The organism is Trinickia sp., assembly GCF_057351765.1.
The window spans coordinates 1-14,389 of the sequence record NZ_JBMRBK010000097.1 but is presented as its reverse complement, the minus strand read 5'-3'; the positions used below and the strand labels follow the sequence as shown (position 1 = coordinate 14,389).

The 14,389-nt window shown below is 62.8% G+C and carries 14 protein-coding genes; 9 read left to right on the top strand and 5 right to left on the bottom strand.

What is annotated here, in order from left to right; all coding sequences use genetic code 11:
• Window positions 1-85 precede the first annotated feature (85 nt).
• The 7 genes from ACO1XS_RS25905 to ACO1XS_RS25875 all read left to right on the top strand — a co-directional run bounded on the left by ACO1XS_RS25905 (window position 86) and on the right by ACO1XS_RS25875 (window position 10,736).
• The gene (locus ACO1XS_RS25905) at window positions 86-355 is read left to right on the top strand and encodes a hypothetical protein (RefSeq protein WP_331570466.1); all 270 of its coding nucleotides are present in this window, start codon (window positions 86-88) and stop codon (window positions 353-355) included.
• 200 nt (window positions 356-555) lie between these two features.
• Entirely contained in the window at window positions 556-1,977 is a 1,422-nt protein-coding gene (locus tag ACO1XS_RS25900) for an efflux transporter outer membrane subunit (RefSeq protein WP_486392023.1), read from the top strand.
• A 181-nt stretch (window positions 1,978-2,158) separates the two neighbouring features.
• Window positions 2,159-4,105, top strand: coding sequence for an FHA domain-containing protein (locus ACO1XS_RS25895; RefSeq protein WP_486392022.1), 1,947 nt, complete (start codon window positions 2,159-2,161; stop codon window positions 4,103-4,105).
• A complete protein-coding gene (locus ACO1XS_RS25890; RefSeq protein ID WP_486392021.1) occupies window positions 4,102-5,484 on the top strand; it encodes a beta-barrel domain-containing protein in 1,383 nt (460 codons plus the stop codon). Before ACO1XS_RS25895 ends, ACO1XS_RS25890 begins: the two co-directional genes overlap by 4 nt.
• A 34-nt stretch (window positions 5,485-5,518) precedes the next feature.
• The gene (locus tag ACO1XS_RS25885) at window positions 5,519-6,271 is read left to right on the top strand and encodes a peptidylprolyl isomerase (RefSeq protein ID WP_331570470.1); all 753 of its coding nucleotides are present in this window, start codon (window positions 5,519-5,521) and stop codon (window positions 6,269-6,271) included.
• Window positions 6,272-6,293: 22 nt separating this feature from the next.
• The gene (locus tag ACO1XS_RS25880) at window positions 6,294-9,359 is read left to right on the top strand and encodes a peptidase domain-containing ABC transporter (protein ID WP_486392020.1); all 3,066 of its coding nucleotides are present in this window, start codon (window positions 6,294-6,296) and stop codon (window positions 9,357-9,359) included.
• A 33-nt stretch (window positions 9,360-9,392) separates the two neighbouring features.
• Window positions 9,393-10,736, top strand: a complete 1,344-nt coding sequence (locus ACO1XS_RS25875; protein WP_486392019.1) for a sigma-54 interaction domain-containing protein — start codon at window positions 9,393-9,395, stop codon at window positions 10,734-10,736.
• Between the two features lie 60 nt (window positions 10,737-10,796).
• Here ACO1XS_RS25875 and ACO1XS_RS25870 read toward each other — a convergent pair whose 3' ends face one another.
• Window positions 10,797-11,573, bottom strand: a complete 777-nt coding sequence (locus ACO1XS_RS25870; protein WP_331570476.1) for a PP2C family protein-serine/threonine phosphatase — start codon at window positions 11,571-11,573, stop codon at window positions 10,797-10,799.
• Between the two features lie 22 nt (window positions 11,574-11,595).
• Window positions 11,596-11,880 carry a hypothetical protein gene (locus ACO1XS_RS25865; protein ID WP_331570478.1) on the bottom strand — a complete coding sequence of 95 codons (285 nt, stop codon included), beginning with the start codon at window positions 11,878-11,880 and terminating at the stop codon, window positions 11,596-11,598.
• 513 nt (window positions 11,881-12,393) lie between these two features.
• Here ACO1XS_RS25865 and ACO1XS_RS25860 point away from each other — a divergent pair.
• Both ACO1XS_RS25860 and ACO1XS_RS25855 read left to right on the top strand, forming a co-directional pair.
• Complete coding sequence (locus tag ACO1XS_RS25860; RefSeq protein WP_331570480.1) at window positions 12,394-12,873, top strand: lecithin retinol acyltransferase family protein; 480 nt, start codon at window positions 12,394-12,396, stop codon at window positions 12,871-12,873.
• Window positions 12,874-12,946: 73 nt separating this feature from the next.
• Entirely contained in the window at window positions 12,947-13,201 is a 255-nt protein-coding gene (locus ACO1XS_RS25855) for a hypothetical protein (protein WP_331570482.1), read from the top strand.
• 52 nt (window positions 13,202-13,253) lie between these two features.
• On the opposite strand, the gene ACO1XS_RS25850 is transcribed toward ACO1XS_RS25855, so the two are convergent.
• From ACO1XS_RS25850 to ACO1XS_RS25840, 3 genes are all read right to left on the bottom strand, one after another.
• Window positions 13,254-13,478, bottom strand: coding sequence for a hypothetical protein (locus ACO1XS_RS25850; protein ID WP_486392018.1), 225 nt, complete (start codon window positions 13,476-13,478; stop codon window positions 13,254-13,256).
• A 191-nt stretch (window positions 13,479-13,669) separates the two neighbouring features.
• A complete protein-coding gene (locus ACO1XS_RS25845) occupies window positions 13,670-13,936 on the bottom strand; it encodes a hypothetical protein (RefSeq protein ID WP_331570486.1) in 267 nt (88 codons plus the stop codon).
• 98 nt (window positions 13,937-14,034) lie between these two features.
• Window positions 14,035-14,304 (bottom strand): hypothetical protein, encoded by a 270-nt coding sequence (locus ACO1XS_RS25840; RefSeq protein WP_486392017.1) that lies wholly within the window; start codon window positions 14,302-14,304, stop codon window positions 14,035-14,037.
• Window positions 14,305-14,389: the final 85 nt, after the last annotated feature.

Here is a 14,389-nt window from a genome sequence, read left to right as displayed (position 1 = left end):
GCCTGTGCAGTAAGAGACCCGAGCCCGCAACACTTGCAGCTCACTATCCTCGAAGTCCCTTTGCTTAATCTTTTGGAGAACTGTCATGAAAACGCTGATGATCGAAGACCTGAGCGTCGCCAAAGAACTCGACGGCCGTGCGATGTCCGCAGTGCGCGGCGGCAACCTGGGCTATTACTGGCCGCTGTCGTACTCGCCCGTGCATGTCACCGATACGACCAACTTCAGTGCGCAGCAGGTCATCGGTCAAACGAACGATATCGTGAACAACACGGGCAACAACGTCGCTTTCGCGAGCGACATCCACTCGACGGTCAAGCCCAAGCAAACCGCCACGAACACGATCAACTTCTGATCGTGCGAGCCCCGCCGCCATGGAGGCGTCAAGCTTCCATGGCTGGCGCGGCGGTGCCGCCGTCGGGCACTCGCTTGTTTCAGCTCCGCAGTTCGTTCCATCGATAGACGTCATCCCAGGAGCAGAACGTGAACCATTCGACAGGCCTGGCTCGCGCGTCGATTTTCCGCAGCCGCACGCGTCCGCTCTTCGGCCACGCTATCGCAGCGGGTCTTGCCGCAATCGTTATGTCCGGCTGCATGGACCTGAAAATTCCCGCCAACCAGCGCCCAGACACGCCCGAGAAGACCACCTGGGCGCATGCGGGGCGACCGGTCTCGGCGTCGGACACGGTGGACCCGCAATGGTGGCGTTCATTCGACGACGCCTATCTCGATTCGCTCATCGACAAGGCAATCGCCGGCAATGTCGACATAAAGGTGCTCGCCGCGCGCATTCGCGTCGCGGGTGCCGAGATCGGCGAAGTGCGCGCCGGCGCGTTGCCGAGCGCCGATTTGGGCGCCGGTGCCGATTTCGAAAAGAACACGCACCAGCGGCTCACGAAAACCATCAATCTGGGCACGCAGGTGAACTGGGACATCGACATCTGGGGCAAGGTCGAAAAGGGCGTCCAAGCGCAAAAGGCCGAATACCACGCTTCCGAGGCGGACTGGCGCGCCGGTTATCTGACACTCGTTGCAGGCGTGTCGAGCACGTACTTCCAGATTCTTCAGTTCGACGATCAGATCGAGCAGGAGCAAAAGACGCTCGCCAAGAACAAGCAGATTCTCGCCATCTATCAGTCGATGCTCGCCGGCGGTCTCGTGCCGCAAACCGAAGTGCTGCGCCAGCGAGCGGAAATCAACGCGCTGGCGAACGAGCTCATCGATCTGCAACGCTCGCGAGATCTCGCCGAGAACGCGCTTGCCACGCTGGTCGGCGTCCCGGCCGGCGAGTTCAAGATGCCCGTCGGACACTTGCGCGAGCGCGTCAAGCTGCCCGAGGTGCCGATGGGCTTGCCTGCACAGTTGCTCGGCCGCCGGCCCGATGTCGTCGCCGCACAGTACCGCGTGCTCGAATCGTATGACTCGATCGGCGCGGCCAAGCTCGCGCAATTGCCGAGTATCAGTCTCACCGGCCGAGGCGGCACGGCGGCGTTCGCACTTTCCGATCTGTTCAAAGCGTTCACGTTCAGCTTCTTGCCGAGCATCAATCTGCCCATGTTCGATCCGAGTGTGAAAGCGCACATCAGGACGACGGAGGCGCAAAGCGAGGTGGCGGAGCAGCAGTATCGGCAGACGGTGTTCGCCGCCTTCGAGGAGGTCGAGAACGCGCTCGTCAATCTGGAGGCGCACAAGAAGCAGCGCCGCGAGCTTCAGGAGCAAAACGCGCATCTGCGCGTCGTGGCCGCCCAGATCGAAGCGCAGTTGAAAGAGGGCGTGGTGTCGCAGCTGGAAGTGCTCGAATCGGAGCGCTCGCTCGCAGCCGCCGAACTCGCGCTCGTCGCGAATCATCAGCAGATTCTTACCGATACGGTCACGCTGTACAAGGCGATCGGCGGCGGCTGGCCTGCTGTCGTCGTCGAGAATGCTAGCAGCGATGCCGCGCGTGGCGCCGGGGCCGGCGGTTCGATCATCAAATGAACGATGCGCAGTGAACGGTCGGCTGGCCCGGGGAACGCGACGAGCCCCGATCGGTCCGCATTGACTGCCGTCTTACGTCGCCTACACTTTCCTCACGCTCTCCCCGCTTCGGACGACCCCTGCGTATCAGGGGAAGCGAGAAAACCGGGGCGGCCCGGCGCTCATCTGCAGGTGTCGAACCATGGCTTCCGATGGTCTTCCGATTGCCGAAATGGAGATGCCGCTCACGCGGCGCTTCGATGTCGTCTTGAAACCGGTATCGCATCCGGAGATCGGCGACATTCGCATCGAGAGCGAGCTGTTCGCCATCGGACGGGCCGAACCTCCGTTTGCGTCCGCGCGTGCCGAAATCGTCGCGGAGCTGTCGCGCCGTCACGCGAAGCTGTTTATCGAGAACGGCGCCGCATACATCGCCGATCTCGGCAGCAAGAACGGTACGATGCTCAACGGCCGCGACGTGCGCGAGAAGCCCCAAGCGCTCCAGGACGGGGATGAGCTGCGCTTTGCCGGCATACTCGCTTGCCGCGTCGAACTGGCGCCGTGCCCGGCGAATCGCGCGGTGTGTAATGCACGTTCGGTGGTCCTTACGCTGACGCCGGAGCGCACCGATCTCGGCCTCGAGCCGATTGTCGCGACAAGTTTTCCGTTCCTCGTCAGCAAGACGGACGAGACCTTCGCGCGATACCGCGATGCTTATCCACACCAGGTGAACTACCTGTCGCGCCGTCACGCGCACGTGTTCGCCGAACACGGCGAGATATTCGTGGAGGATCTCGGCAGCACGAACGGCACGTTCGTCGAGGGAACGCGTCTCGAGGAGCGTGCGGTACGACTCGAAGACGGCGCGCTGCTCGCGTTTGGCGGTGATCACTTCGCGTATCGCGTGGGTATTCGCCGCGGCAGCATCGCCGATCCGACGTTGACGCAGATGCAAGCGCAAGCTCGGACGCAGACCGAAGCTCCGGCAAAAGCGGCAGAGCGCGCCGAGCCCGCAAACGCCCAAGCCGCCGCCGTGCCAATGGCCATGCCGTTGGCGGATATGGACAGGACGACGTTCATCGCAGCCCCACACTCGTTTCTCGACATCTTCTGCGTCGATCCCGCGGGTACGGGGGAAGACGAAGTGAGCCACGGCGCTGCGGCGTCGCAATCGAGCGGCGCCCCGCGTGAGGCGCCCAGGCGCCGGGGCGCAATCGCGACGTTCATCGACGAACTAGCGATTGCGCTGGGCGCCAACGCTGCGCCGGACATGCGGCGCATCGGCCGCTGGGGCGCAGTCGCGTTAGCGCTTATCTGTGCGCTTGCCGCAATACTTTATCTGCGCGGCAACCCGCAACGCGACATGAGAGCGCTCATGTCGGCCGGACGGTTCGACGCGGCGGCGCAATTGGCGAACGGCTACCTGGCACGGCATCCGGGCGATGCGGCGTTCGAGGCCGCGGGCACCGAGGCGCTGATAAAGGCGAAGGTGCCGGGTTGGCTCGCGGCGTTGAAGGCGAACGCGTTCAACCGGGCGCGCGCTGTGGCTGCCGACATGCAGGGATTGGCGAGCCACAACCGCGAGGCAGCGCCGCTTGTTGCCGAGCTTGTCTGGATGGGCGAACTCGAATCGTTCTGGATGGGACGCGGCGGCTCGGACGCGCCGATCAGGATCTACCGCGACGAGGTCCCCATCACGTCACTCATCGCGCGTTGGAACGATGACCCGAACGAGCATCAGCGCGCACTCGAGCAGATCGTGTCGTATTTGCCCGCGTTCGGCGAACCGTATGCGGACGCGCTCAGCCATCTGCGCCAGCTTCAAACCGACGACTCCGTGTACGTCGCCGCGCTCGAGCGTCTGAAAGCGGCCATCGAAGCCGCGCTCAACGACGCGCGCACCGATCGGCTCGATGCGCTGCCAGCGATGATCGACGACTACGGCGATCGGTATCCGCGCCTCGCGGGCTTGTCGCTGGTGCGCGACGATCTGCGCGCTTATCGGCAGATCGAGACCGACGCGCGTGCCGGACGGGCTCAGGCGGCAGCGGAAGAACTCGAGTCGATACACTTCGCGACACCGCCGTTTCAGGCGCGAATTCCAAAGCTGCGCGCGCTGAGCGCAGCGGCGCCAAGGAGTGTGCGGTGAGCGCCGCGCGCGAGCCGCGTCGCCTCGAGCCGTTGAACGAGGCGCTCGAGGAGCACGGTGCCGAGGGCATCGCGATTCTCACGGAAGAACCGAGGCGACTCATCGAGGCAACCGTCGCCGCAGTGGCGGCGCTGATCGTCATCGCGCTCGCGTGGTCGTTCATCGGACGGGCAGACGTCATCGTGACAGCCGACGGCGCGCTTGCGCCCGAATCCGAAGTGCGCCGCATCTATGCGCCCGTCGATGGCGAACTCGCCGATATCTATATCGCCGAAGGGCAGCCCGTGAAGAAGGACGACGTGATTGGGCGCATCAATGCGCGCGGCGCAATCGAAGCCGCGACGAATGCGCTCGACGCACGCTTGAAACTCGAAGACGCCGAGCACGAATGGCAGCAATTTCCGCAAAAAAAGGCACTGATGCAGCGTAAGGCCGATGCGCTCAAAGCGCAGATCGAAGTGGCGGAGCATCAGCACGAAAACCGCATCGCCGAGGGCACGAGCAAGCTCGCGCAAGCGCAAAAGGCCCAGATCGATGCGGCGCGCAGCAACATCGACAACGCGGTGCGCGCGCGCGATCTCGCGAAAGGCGAAGCGGACAAATTCGCGCGCCTTTTCACGTTGCCCGGCGGCGGAGGTGTATCGCAAACGCAGGTCGAGGAAAAGAAAAGCACGTATCTGCAATCCGAGAACAACGTGCGCATCGCGCAGGCCAAGCTCGCGGAACTCGAGGCGCAATCGAGCCACGAATTCGCGCAGGCCAAGGCGCAGCTCGAAGGCAGTGGCGAGACGCTCACGAACCTGCGCATCGAATACGACGCCACACTGCGCGACATCGCCAATACCGAAGACAAGCTGCGCCTCCAGGTGCAAACGGCACGCCTTGCTGCCGATGCGGCCGCGCGCATTCGCTTCGAAAATATCGACAAAGACAATTTTCTGCTCGTGCTCGCGCCGGTCTCGGGGGTCATTACCGACGTGACGACCACGCAGCCCGGCGACAAGATCCAGGCGAACACCCCGCTCGGCGGCATTGCGCCGGCCAACGCGCGCCCCGTCGTGAAGGTGGAGATCGCGGAACAGGATCGAGCGTTCTTGCGAGAGGGGCAACACGTGAAACTCAAGTTCAACGCGTTCGCCTACCAGCGCTACGGCGTGATCTCGGGCGTGCTCGAATACATATCGCCGGCGACGAAGCCTTCGGCGCGCACGAAGCAGCCGGTCTACGAAGGCCGTGTCACGCTGGCGCGCGACTACTACGCGATCGGCGATACGAAATACCCGTTGCGCTACGGCATGACGGCGACGGCGGAAATCGTGGTACGCGAGCGCCGCCTGATCGATTTTGCGCTCGACCCGTTCCGGCAGGTCGCCGGATAAGCGGCACGGACACGAACAGGTTTAGGAGACCGACATGGCGTCAATCGTGCGAATCGACGACGAAGTCATCGACACCGAAGACTTCGTCAGAGTGCTGAAGCTCACCGGGCAATTCGAAAGCCTCGTCGAGCAGCAAGTCCGCGACCGGCTCACGGTCATCGCCGCGAAAAAGCTCGGCATGAGCGTATCGGCCGACGAGATCCAGGCGCGCGCCGACCAGTTTCGCCGGGTGCGCGGCCTGCACCGCGCGGCAGACATGAACCGCTATCTCGACGCGTTCGGCGTGAGCCTCGACGAGTTCGAGGCATTCGTGACCGACACGCTCTACCAGGAAAAGATGCTCGCCGAGGTCGGCCGCGACGAGGCGGTCGAGGCGTACTTCAAGCTCAATTCGCCGAAGTTCGACAGCGTCGAGGTGAGTCATATCGTACTCGAGTCGGAAGGGCAGGCACGCGAGATGATGTCGATCCTTGCCGACGATCCGGAGAGCTTCGCAGACATGGCGCGCGAACATTCGATCGCCGACACACGCGAAAGCGGCGGCGTGATCGGCAAGGTGCTGCGCGGCTCGCTCAAGACCGAGATCGAAGCGAAGGTCTTCAATGCGCAAGCGGGCGACCTGATTGGCCCCTTCGCCGCGCCTGACGGGTCGTTTTACGAGATTTTCTCGGTGACGGCGAAATGTCCGGCGACGCTCGACGCCGACGTCGCATCCGAAGTGCGGCGTGTCTTGCGCGAGGAATGGCTTGCCGCGCGAGCTCAGGAACACATCATCGAAGCGCGCTGAAACGAGACAAAGGCGAATATCCATGGACGCGCAAATCCCGGCACCGGCCGAAGTTCAGTCTCTGGTCGAATTTCTGTCCGCTGTCGAGCCGTTGTCGCTCTTTACGCGCGACGAGCTCGAGCGCCTCGCCGCGCAGGCGGTGCCGCGCACGTTCGCATTCGGCGACACTGTATGCAGCCGCGGTGAGCCTGCCGACGGACTTTTCGTGGTGCGAGCCGGCACGGTGCGTCTTTTCATCGAGGAGCACGGCAAGGAGACGAGCCTCGGCGTGCGCAAGGCGGGCGAGGCATTCGGCGAGATTGCCATGTTGCGCAAGTATTGGCACGAGGCCTCGGTGCGGGCCTCATCGAAGGCCGAGCTGCTGTTCATTCCGCGCATTGCGATCGAGGCTGCGCTTGCCGGCAACGATGCCGCGCGTTCATTCGTGACGAGTTACGTGGCCCTCAGCTCCGCCGGCGGTTTTGTCGCACGGCTCTTCGATTTGCGCGGCAAGCTGACGCGCGCGGAGCTTGCGGAGTACGTTTCGAGCGTAGGTGTCAAGCGTGTCACGGCGGGCAAGGCCATCCTCGAGCAGGGCTCTCGCGAGGACATGCGGCTTTATGTCGTGCGCCAAGGCGAAGTACGCGTGACATATCGCGCGGACAGCGAGGATTATCCGCTCGCCACGCTCGGCGCCGGCTCGGTTTTCGGTGAGCGCGCTTGCGTGCTGCGGCAGGAACAGCAGGCCACGGTGACGGCCGTGACGGAAGTGCGGCTCATCGTCATTCCGGAGAAGACTCTGCACTTCATGCTCGAGCGCAACCCGAAACTGCGCGAAGTGCTCGAAGAGCGCATTCGTTTCATGGACCGCGAGCTGCAGCGCCACAAGCTTCTCGCCGAGCGGCGTAAGCGGCCTGTCACGCTCGATCTCGGCGCAAGCGACGAATTCGGTGCGAAGCTCATCAAGCGCTTTGCACTTGTCGAGCAGGCCGAGGAGATGGATTGCGGTGCCGCCTGTCTCGCGATGATATGCCGCCATCACGGTATTCCGATGACACTCGGCAAGCTGCGTGAGCTCGCCAATGTCACGACACAAGGCGCAACGCTCGACAGCCTCGCGCGCGCGGGGGAATCGCTCGGCTTCACGGCACGCGGCGTGCAATGCACTTACGAGGCAATGCGCGGTTTCGATTTGCCGTTCATCGTGCACTGGGAGGGCTATCACTACGTCGTCGTCTATGGTGTCTCGAAGCGCTGGGTGCGCGTCGCGGACCCGGCGCTCGGATTTCGCAAGCTCACGCTCGAGGAGTTCGAGCGCGGCTGGAGCGGCACGTGTCTGCTCCTCACGGCCGGCGAGGCGAGCACCCGAGGCGCGGCGTCGCGCTCGCCATGGGTGCGCTTCGTCGGCTATCTGAGACCGTACAAGAAGATCCTCGCGCATCTTTTTCTTGCGACGTTCGTCATTCAGGTGCTCGGCATCATTCCTCCGCTCATCATTCAGAATATCCTCGATGGCGTCGTCGTTCATCAGAACGTGAGCCTGCTCAATCTGCTGATCGTGGGCCTCGTCATTTCGAATCTGTTCACCCAGCTGATGTCGACGATTCGTGCGTATCTCTCGAATTTCATGGTGCGCAGCCTCGACTTCTCGATGATGTCGCAGTTCTTCAAGCACACGATGTCGCTGCCGCTCGGGTTTTTTGCAAAGCGAAAGACGGGCGATGTCTTCGCACGCTTCCAGGAGAACCAGACGATCCGCGCATTCCTGACCGAATCGACGGTGACGACCGTGCTCAACCTACTGATGATCGTCATCTACTTTACGGTGATGTTTCTCTACAACGTGCAGATGACGTTGCTCTTGATCGCCTTCGTCGTGCCTATCATGGCCGTGACGGCGATCGCCACGCCGAGGATCAAGCGTTTTGCGCGCGATGTGTTCGCGGCTTCGACGGACGCGAAATCGCTGCTGATGGAGGCGCTTGGCGGCATCGAGACGGTGAAGGGCATGGGCATCGAGCGGCCAGTGCGGCTCAAGTGGGAGCGCAAGTACGCGAAAGCGCTCGACGTGCAGTACCGCGCCCAATCGTTTCATATCCTGGTTGCGTTCGGCAGCCAGTTGCTCAATGCCGCCACTACGATCGTGATCCTTTGGGTTGGCGCGAAGCTGGTGCTCGCACAGGAGTTGAGCATCGGCCAGTTGATCGCGTTCAACGCTTTCATGGGTAGCGTGCTCGCGCCGTTGATGGGGCTCGTGGGGCTGTGGAGTCTCATGAACGATGCGGCGGTGGCAATGGAGCGGCTAGGCGACGTGCTCGACATCGAGCCCGAGCAAAAGCCCGCCGAATGCGCGTCGCGCGTGCTGCTTCCGGATCTGCAGGGCGATATCAAGCTAAGCGGCGTCTATTTTCGCTACGGCAGCAACGAAACACCCTATGTGCTCGAGAACATCAGCTTCGACATCAAGCCGGGCGAAATGGTGGCAATCGTCGGCAGAAGCGGCTCGGGCAAGACGACGCTCGCGAAGCTGCTCGTGGGTTTCTATACGCCGACCGATGGCAAGATCGTCGTCGACGGCTACGATATGAACAACGTCGATCAAGCGTATTACCGCGCGCAGATCGGCTACGTCATGCAGACCAATCTCGTGTTTTCCGGCTCGATCGCCGAGAACATCGCGTGCGGCGATGCAAGTCCGGACCGGCGCCGCATCGAGGAGGTCGCGAAGATGGCGGACGCACATGCGTTCATCAGCAAGATGCCGCTCGGCTATGAGCAGATCGTCGGCGAGCGCGGCGTGGGGCTATCGGGCGGGCAGATCCAGCGGCTTTGCATCGCGCGTGCGCTTTATCACAACCCGAGGTTGATCGTATTCGATGAAGCGACGTCCTCGCTCGACACGCAATCGGAGAGCAACATCCTCGCGAACATGCAGGAGATCCTGGCGGGACGCACGGCCGTCATCATCGCGCACCGTCTGAGCACGATCATGCGCGCCGACAAGATCCTTGTGCTTTACGACGGCGCGATCGTCGAAGACGGGCGGCACGATGAACTCGTGCAACGCAAGGGCATGTATTACCAGCTGGTTCAGAAGCAGTTGATGTGATGGACAAGGCCCACGCTAACCTGGATAGCTGCCATGAAACTCTTCAATCCTGTCGGTCTCGGCAGCACGACCGTCTCCTACGCCGGCCTTTTGGAGAAGATCGAGATTTTCCGCTCGATGCTGCGCTGGGCGCCCAAGCTCGAGCGCGGCGATATCGAGAAGCTTCTCAATCAGGCCAACACGCTGCGCGACGATGTCATGCAGCTCTCGCGCAAGGAGCGTTTCGTGGAGGCCGCGGAGCTCGAGCCGCACGCCGTCAGCGCGCCCGAGCTCACCGCTCGCATGCGCAAGCAGGCGCTCATCGATCGCAGCTTCATCTTCGAAGGAACCTTCGGCGACAATCCGACGCTGCTCGCGGCGCTCGAGATCGCCGAAAAGGCCGCGCCGACGGACCTGCCGGTGCTCATCGATGGCGAGAGCGGCACGGGCAAGGAACTGATGGCGAAGGTCATTCATGCAAACGGCTCACGCCCGGACAAGCCCTATATCTCCGTGAACTGCGGCGCCATTCCAGACAATCTGCTCGAGTCGGAACTCTTCGGCCATAAGAAGGGCGCGTTCACGGGGGCGTCGAGCGATCGCAAAGGCAAGTTCGAAAGCGCGCATACGGGCACGATCTTTCTCGACGAGATCGGCGAGCTGCCGCTCAGCGGCCAAGTGAAGCTCTTGCGCGTGCTCGAGGCGCATGAAATCCAGCGTGTGGGATCGGACGAGACGATCGCGGTCGACACCCGCATCGTCGCAGCGACCAACCGCAACCTGCGTCAGATGAGCGAGCAGGGCCGCTTTCGCGAGGATCTCTTCTATCGGCTGAGCGTGATTCACCTGACGCTCCCGTCGTTGCGCGAGCGCCGCGACGAGATCCCGCTGCTTTTCTCGTACTTCGGTGACGAGGCGGCGGAGGTGCTCAAGCGTCGGCCTGTCAAAATGACGCCGAAGCTGCGGGAGTTTCTGCTCAACTACGCGTATCCCGGCAACATCCGCGAGTTGCGCAATCTCATCTATCGGATCTCCTGTCTCGCCGGCGACGTGGCTGATCTCCATCACCTGCCTGAGGACATTCGGCCGCGCGAACAGCTTGCGCTCGCCACGGTTTCGGCGCTCAACCGGGATGCGGACGGCGGCGAAGGCATTCAGAGCACATCGGCGGTACCGATCTCGCTCTCCGAGGCAAAGCGCGCCGCGAGCGATGAGGCCGAACGTGCTTTTCTCGAACGCGGACTGCTGGAAACAGGCGGCACGGTGGCCGAACTCGCGCGACGCTGCGAGATGAATCGTTCGCATCTGCAAATGCTGCTCAAGAAGCACGGCATTCGATCGAAGGACTTTCGTCATCAGAGCGGCACCGCGTCCGGGAAGGGCGAGGGCCCGTTATAGATAGGCGTGAACCTGCGCACCGCTTTCACCTTCGTTCACCCGTGCGGCCGGCCGTAGCCGTTACCTCGCGACGGAAGGATTGACGAGCGTCCGGTCGGTGGCACCGGGATCGTCGACGCGTATCACGATGACGGATACGTTGTCGCGACCGCCTTCTTGCAGCGCCATATCGACGAGCGCGTGCGCGGCCTCGACGCAGTCGCTTCGCGCAAGGGCCAGGGTGAGCGCGATGCTTGTGTCGCCGACTTCGTTCGTGAGTCCGTCGCTGCAAATGAGGAGTACGTCGCCATCGCACAGATCGACACGCGCCTCATCGAGCTCGAGCCAATCCGCCGCACCCACAGCGCGCGTGATCAAGTGATGCGCCGGATGATTGCGCGCTTCTTCGCCCGTCAGATAGCCCTGTGCTCTCAGTTCTTCGACCTGACTGTGGTCGCGCGTGAGCTGCTGCAGCCATGCATCGCGGTAGTGGTAGACGCGGCTGTCGCCGGCCCATAGCAGGGCACAGCCGCGTCCGCTCGCGAGGCACACTGCCACTGTGCTGCCGATCGCGCGCACGCGCCGCAGCGCCGCTTGCTCGCGCAGCTTTAGGTTCACCGACTGAAGCGCGTCGCGCGCCGCCGCAACGAACTGCGCGAGGCTGTCAGGCTCGGGAAGCGCCGCGAGTGCATCGACGACCAGGCGGCTCGCCACGTCTCCCGCCGCGTGCCCCCCCATGCCATCGGCCACGGCCCACAGGCCACGCCGAGGCATATCGAGGCAAGCATCCTCGTTGACGTTGCGTACCAGGCCGACGTCGCTGCACGACGCCGATGTCCAGATGAGTTCGGTTGCCATGAGCCACCGCCCGTGAATCGTTTCAGCCCAGCCCGTTCCTGCCGTTTTCACCCGCGACGACGGTGAGATTCGAATTCGAGCCCGCGTTGTTCACATCGATATTCTGAAACTGATTGACGATTTGATTCGCGTAGAACGTGTTGTTGGTTTGATAAAGATTGACGACGGGGCCGATACTCGGCACGGGCGGCGCGAAAGGCTGAATCCAGCCGAACACCCAGGGTGCGCCGGCGCCGCGGATGAGCGACATCGCGTGACGCGGCATCTCCCGCGTCGTGTTCAAGTCGGTGATCGTGATGACGGCCATGACCGTTCTCCTTCGTATTGCGGTGGCGGGTGCTTAGGAACGATACGCGGGCGGGCGGATGACCGCCACGCGCTTCTCGCCTGATCATGCAAGCCCCATACCATGAGGCCCTGGGCGCGCAATGCGCGGCAGGCTCGTCGTTGGAAGCCCCGTCAGGCAAGCCGCTGGCGCACGCGGCTCCATAGCCGTCATTCTCCTGCCGTCTTCTCGCCCGTACGAGGTGTCGGGACACGCCCGACAACGACGCTGCGGCAGTGCGTGGCGAACCAACACTAGAGCGCGCCTGCCGGGCAATCGTCGATATCGATCGATGGATGCCCGCACACCAACACAATGCCGCGTGAAATGTTGGGTCGAGCCAGACAGTTCGCCTCCCGTCATTAGCAGTGATATCCGCACAGCGTTGCTCCGTAAGGCTCTGCTCGCATTGGCATAGTCGATGCAGATTAGTCGGCAACAGGCAAACCCTTTCGCACCTTGGACTTGCCGACATCACTCAGACGGACGAGCGCCATGAACACCCACCTCCAATCAGCAGAAACCGAATACGCCCTCGGCGCTCATTTGGTCTCGCGTCGCGCCGGCTACAGCCATCACGGCATCTACGTCGGCAACGGCAACGTCGTTCACTACGCAGGTTTTTGCACGACCCTCCATCGCGGTCCGGTGGAGGAAGTGTCGCTCGAACGGTTTGCCGCGGGTCATGGGATAGACGTCATCGATGAACCGAACGCCCGCTACGCCGGCCTCGAAGCCGTACAACGCGCGCGCTCGCGCCTCGGCGAAAACCACTACAGGCTGCTTACCAACAACTGCGAACACTTTTGCACATGGTGCCTCGAAGGGGCGGCCCGCAGCGAACAGGTCCGCGCGTGTGCGCGGCATCCGGCCGTTGCAATGCGCGCGATGACGGGCATGTATCGCGCCTTCATCGCAGCTCGCCGTCAGTACCAGGCGCCGAGCGACATCGGCCGTATGGCGCTCGCAGCGTGAGCGCAAGACCATCCACCCACCACTGACACCCGCACGACGAGTGCCCGCCGCCGAACCGACAGGGAGACGACAAATGAACTCCGACCAGGCATGCTCTGCCACAGCGCTTCGTCAACTCGTCGACAAGTGGCTCGCGCCCACGCCGTCCGTACCGGCTCGCGTGAGGCGCATCGGCCGCATGGCGCTTGCCCGGCATCGTTACGTTCTCGTTGAAGCCGCGCATACCACGGGCACGCTCTCGATCTTTTTCTTCCGCCACGACGACGGCTCGTGGTGCGTATTCCCGCCTGCCATTGCACGGCCTGCGATGTTGCGACTCGCTGCTTGATTCAGGGGTGGCCCGCAGTTCGAGCGTCGGGCGTTACGTCCGCCTGCACGCGCTAGCGCAACAGCGTAGTGTGCACGCGCAGCGCGCTCGTGCCGGCGAATGGCCCGACGGATTCAGCGTTTTCGACGACCGTTGTCTGAGGAAAACCGGTGAATGTCTGCGGACGCGTGAATAGCGTTTGATGGGCTTGAACCATCGAGCCGCCCGTGATGGCGGACATCGCTTGCCTATCGAGCTCGACGCTCTCCGGGAGATCGTGAATCACGAGCATGGCCATGGGGACTCCGCGCGACAAAACAGCGTGACGATGCGTCGGCGCCTCCGAGGCCAAGCGGCCGTGCAAGACGCACAACGTGCCATTCAGTATAGGAGGTGATTCGGGCACTCGCTGGCCGAGCGCGGCGACGAAAAAAAGCAACCGAGACGGCACAGTCTCGATTGCCTTGATCGACGAGTACGGCCGTCGGCTTACAGACGGAAGCCGGTACTCGCGAACTGCGACGGATTGACGTTGAACTTGAGCGGGCCCAAGTCCGCGCCGATGACGCCGTTGTTGTTGAGAGCGTTGACGACGACAGCCTGATTCTGCTCGATGTTCTGGCTCACGCCGACCGTGACATTGGCGATGGGGCCGAGCCCCGCGAGCCACGAATTGGTGCCGCCGCGAATCCGGGACATGACCTTGCGGTCGAGTCCCGAGTCGGGCGCCAACTCGCGAATGATGATGGATGACATGACATTACTCCGAAAAAGGGTGTGGGCGGGGCGCAGAGGCGGCGCGCGGCCGCCGGCCACGGAAGCTTGGCGCCTCCATGGCGGCGAGGCTCGCACGATCAGAAATTGATCGTGTTCGAGGCGGTTTGCGTGGGCTTGACCGTCGAGTGGATGCCGCTCGCGAAGGCGACGTTGTTGCCCGTGTTGTTCACGATACTGTTCGTTTGACCGATGACCTGCTGCGCACTGAAGTTGGTCGTATCGGTGACATGCACGGGCGAGTACGACAGCGGCCAGTAATAGCCCAGGTTGCCGCCGCGCACTGCGGACATTGCACGGCCGTCGAGTTCTTTGGCGACGCTCAGGTCTTCGATCATCAGCGTTTTCATGACAGTTCTCCAAAAGATTAAGCAAAGGGACTTCGAGGATAGTGAGCTGCAAGTGTTGCGGGCTCGGGTCTCTTACTGCACAGGC

Excerpts from the sequence above, each read along its gene's own strand:
- ACO1XS_RS25850 (WP_486392018.1), bottom strand. The coding sequence starts at position 13,478 with ATGGCCATGCTCGTGATTCACGATCTCCCGGAGAGCGTCGAGCTCGAT.
- ACO1XS_RS25865 (WP_331570478.1), bottom strand. The coding sequence starts at position 11,880 with ATGGCCGTCATCACGATCACCGACTTGAACACGACGCGGGAGATGCCG.
- ACO1XS_RS25855 (WP_331570482.1), top strand. The coding sequence starts at position 12,947 with ATGAACTCCGACCAGGCATGCTCTGCCACAGCGCTTCGTCAACTCGTC.
- ACO1XS_RS25885 (WP_331570470.1), top strand. The coding sequence starts at position 5,519 with ATGGCGTCAATCGTGCGAATCGACGACGAAGTCATCGACACCGAAGAC.
- ACO1XS_RS25895 (WP_486392022.1), top strand. The coding sequence starts at position 2,159 with ATGGCTTCCGATGGTCTTCCGATTGCCGAAATGGAGATGCCGCTCACG.
- ACO1XS_RS25840 (WP_486392017.1), bottom strand. The coding sequence starts at position 14,304 with ATGAAAACGCTGATGATCGAAGACCTGAGCGTCGCCAAAGAACTCGAC.
- ACO1XS_RS25875 (WP_486392019.1), top strand. The coding sequence starts at position 9,393 with ATGAAACTCTTCAATCCTGTCGGTCTCGGCAGCACGACCGTCTCCTAC.
- ACO1XS_RS25845 (WP_331570486.1), bottom strand. The coding sequence starts at position 13,936 with ATGTCATCCATCATCATTCGCGAGTTGGCGCCCGACTCGGGACTCGAC.
- ACO1XS_RS25880 (WP_486392020.1), top strand. The coding sequence starts at position 6,294 with ATGGACGCGCAAATCCCGGCACCGGCCGAAGTTCAGTCTCTGGTCGAA.
- ACO1XS_RS25870 (WP_331570476.1), bottom strand. The coding sequence starts at position 11,573 with ATGGCAACCGAACTCATCTGGACATCGGCGTCGTGCAGCGACGTCGGC.
- ACO1XS_RS25860 (WP_331570480.1), top strand. The coding sequence starts at position 12,394 with ATGAACACCCACCTCCAATCAGCAGAAACCGAATACGCCCTCGGCGCT.
- ACO1XS_RS25905 (WP_331570466.1), top strand. The coding sequence starts at position 86 with ATGAAAACGCTGATGATCGAAGACCTGAGCGTCGCCAAAGAACTCGAC.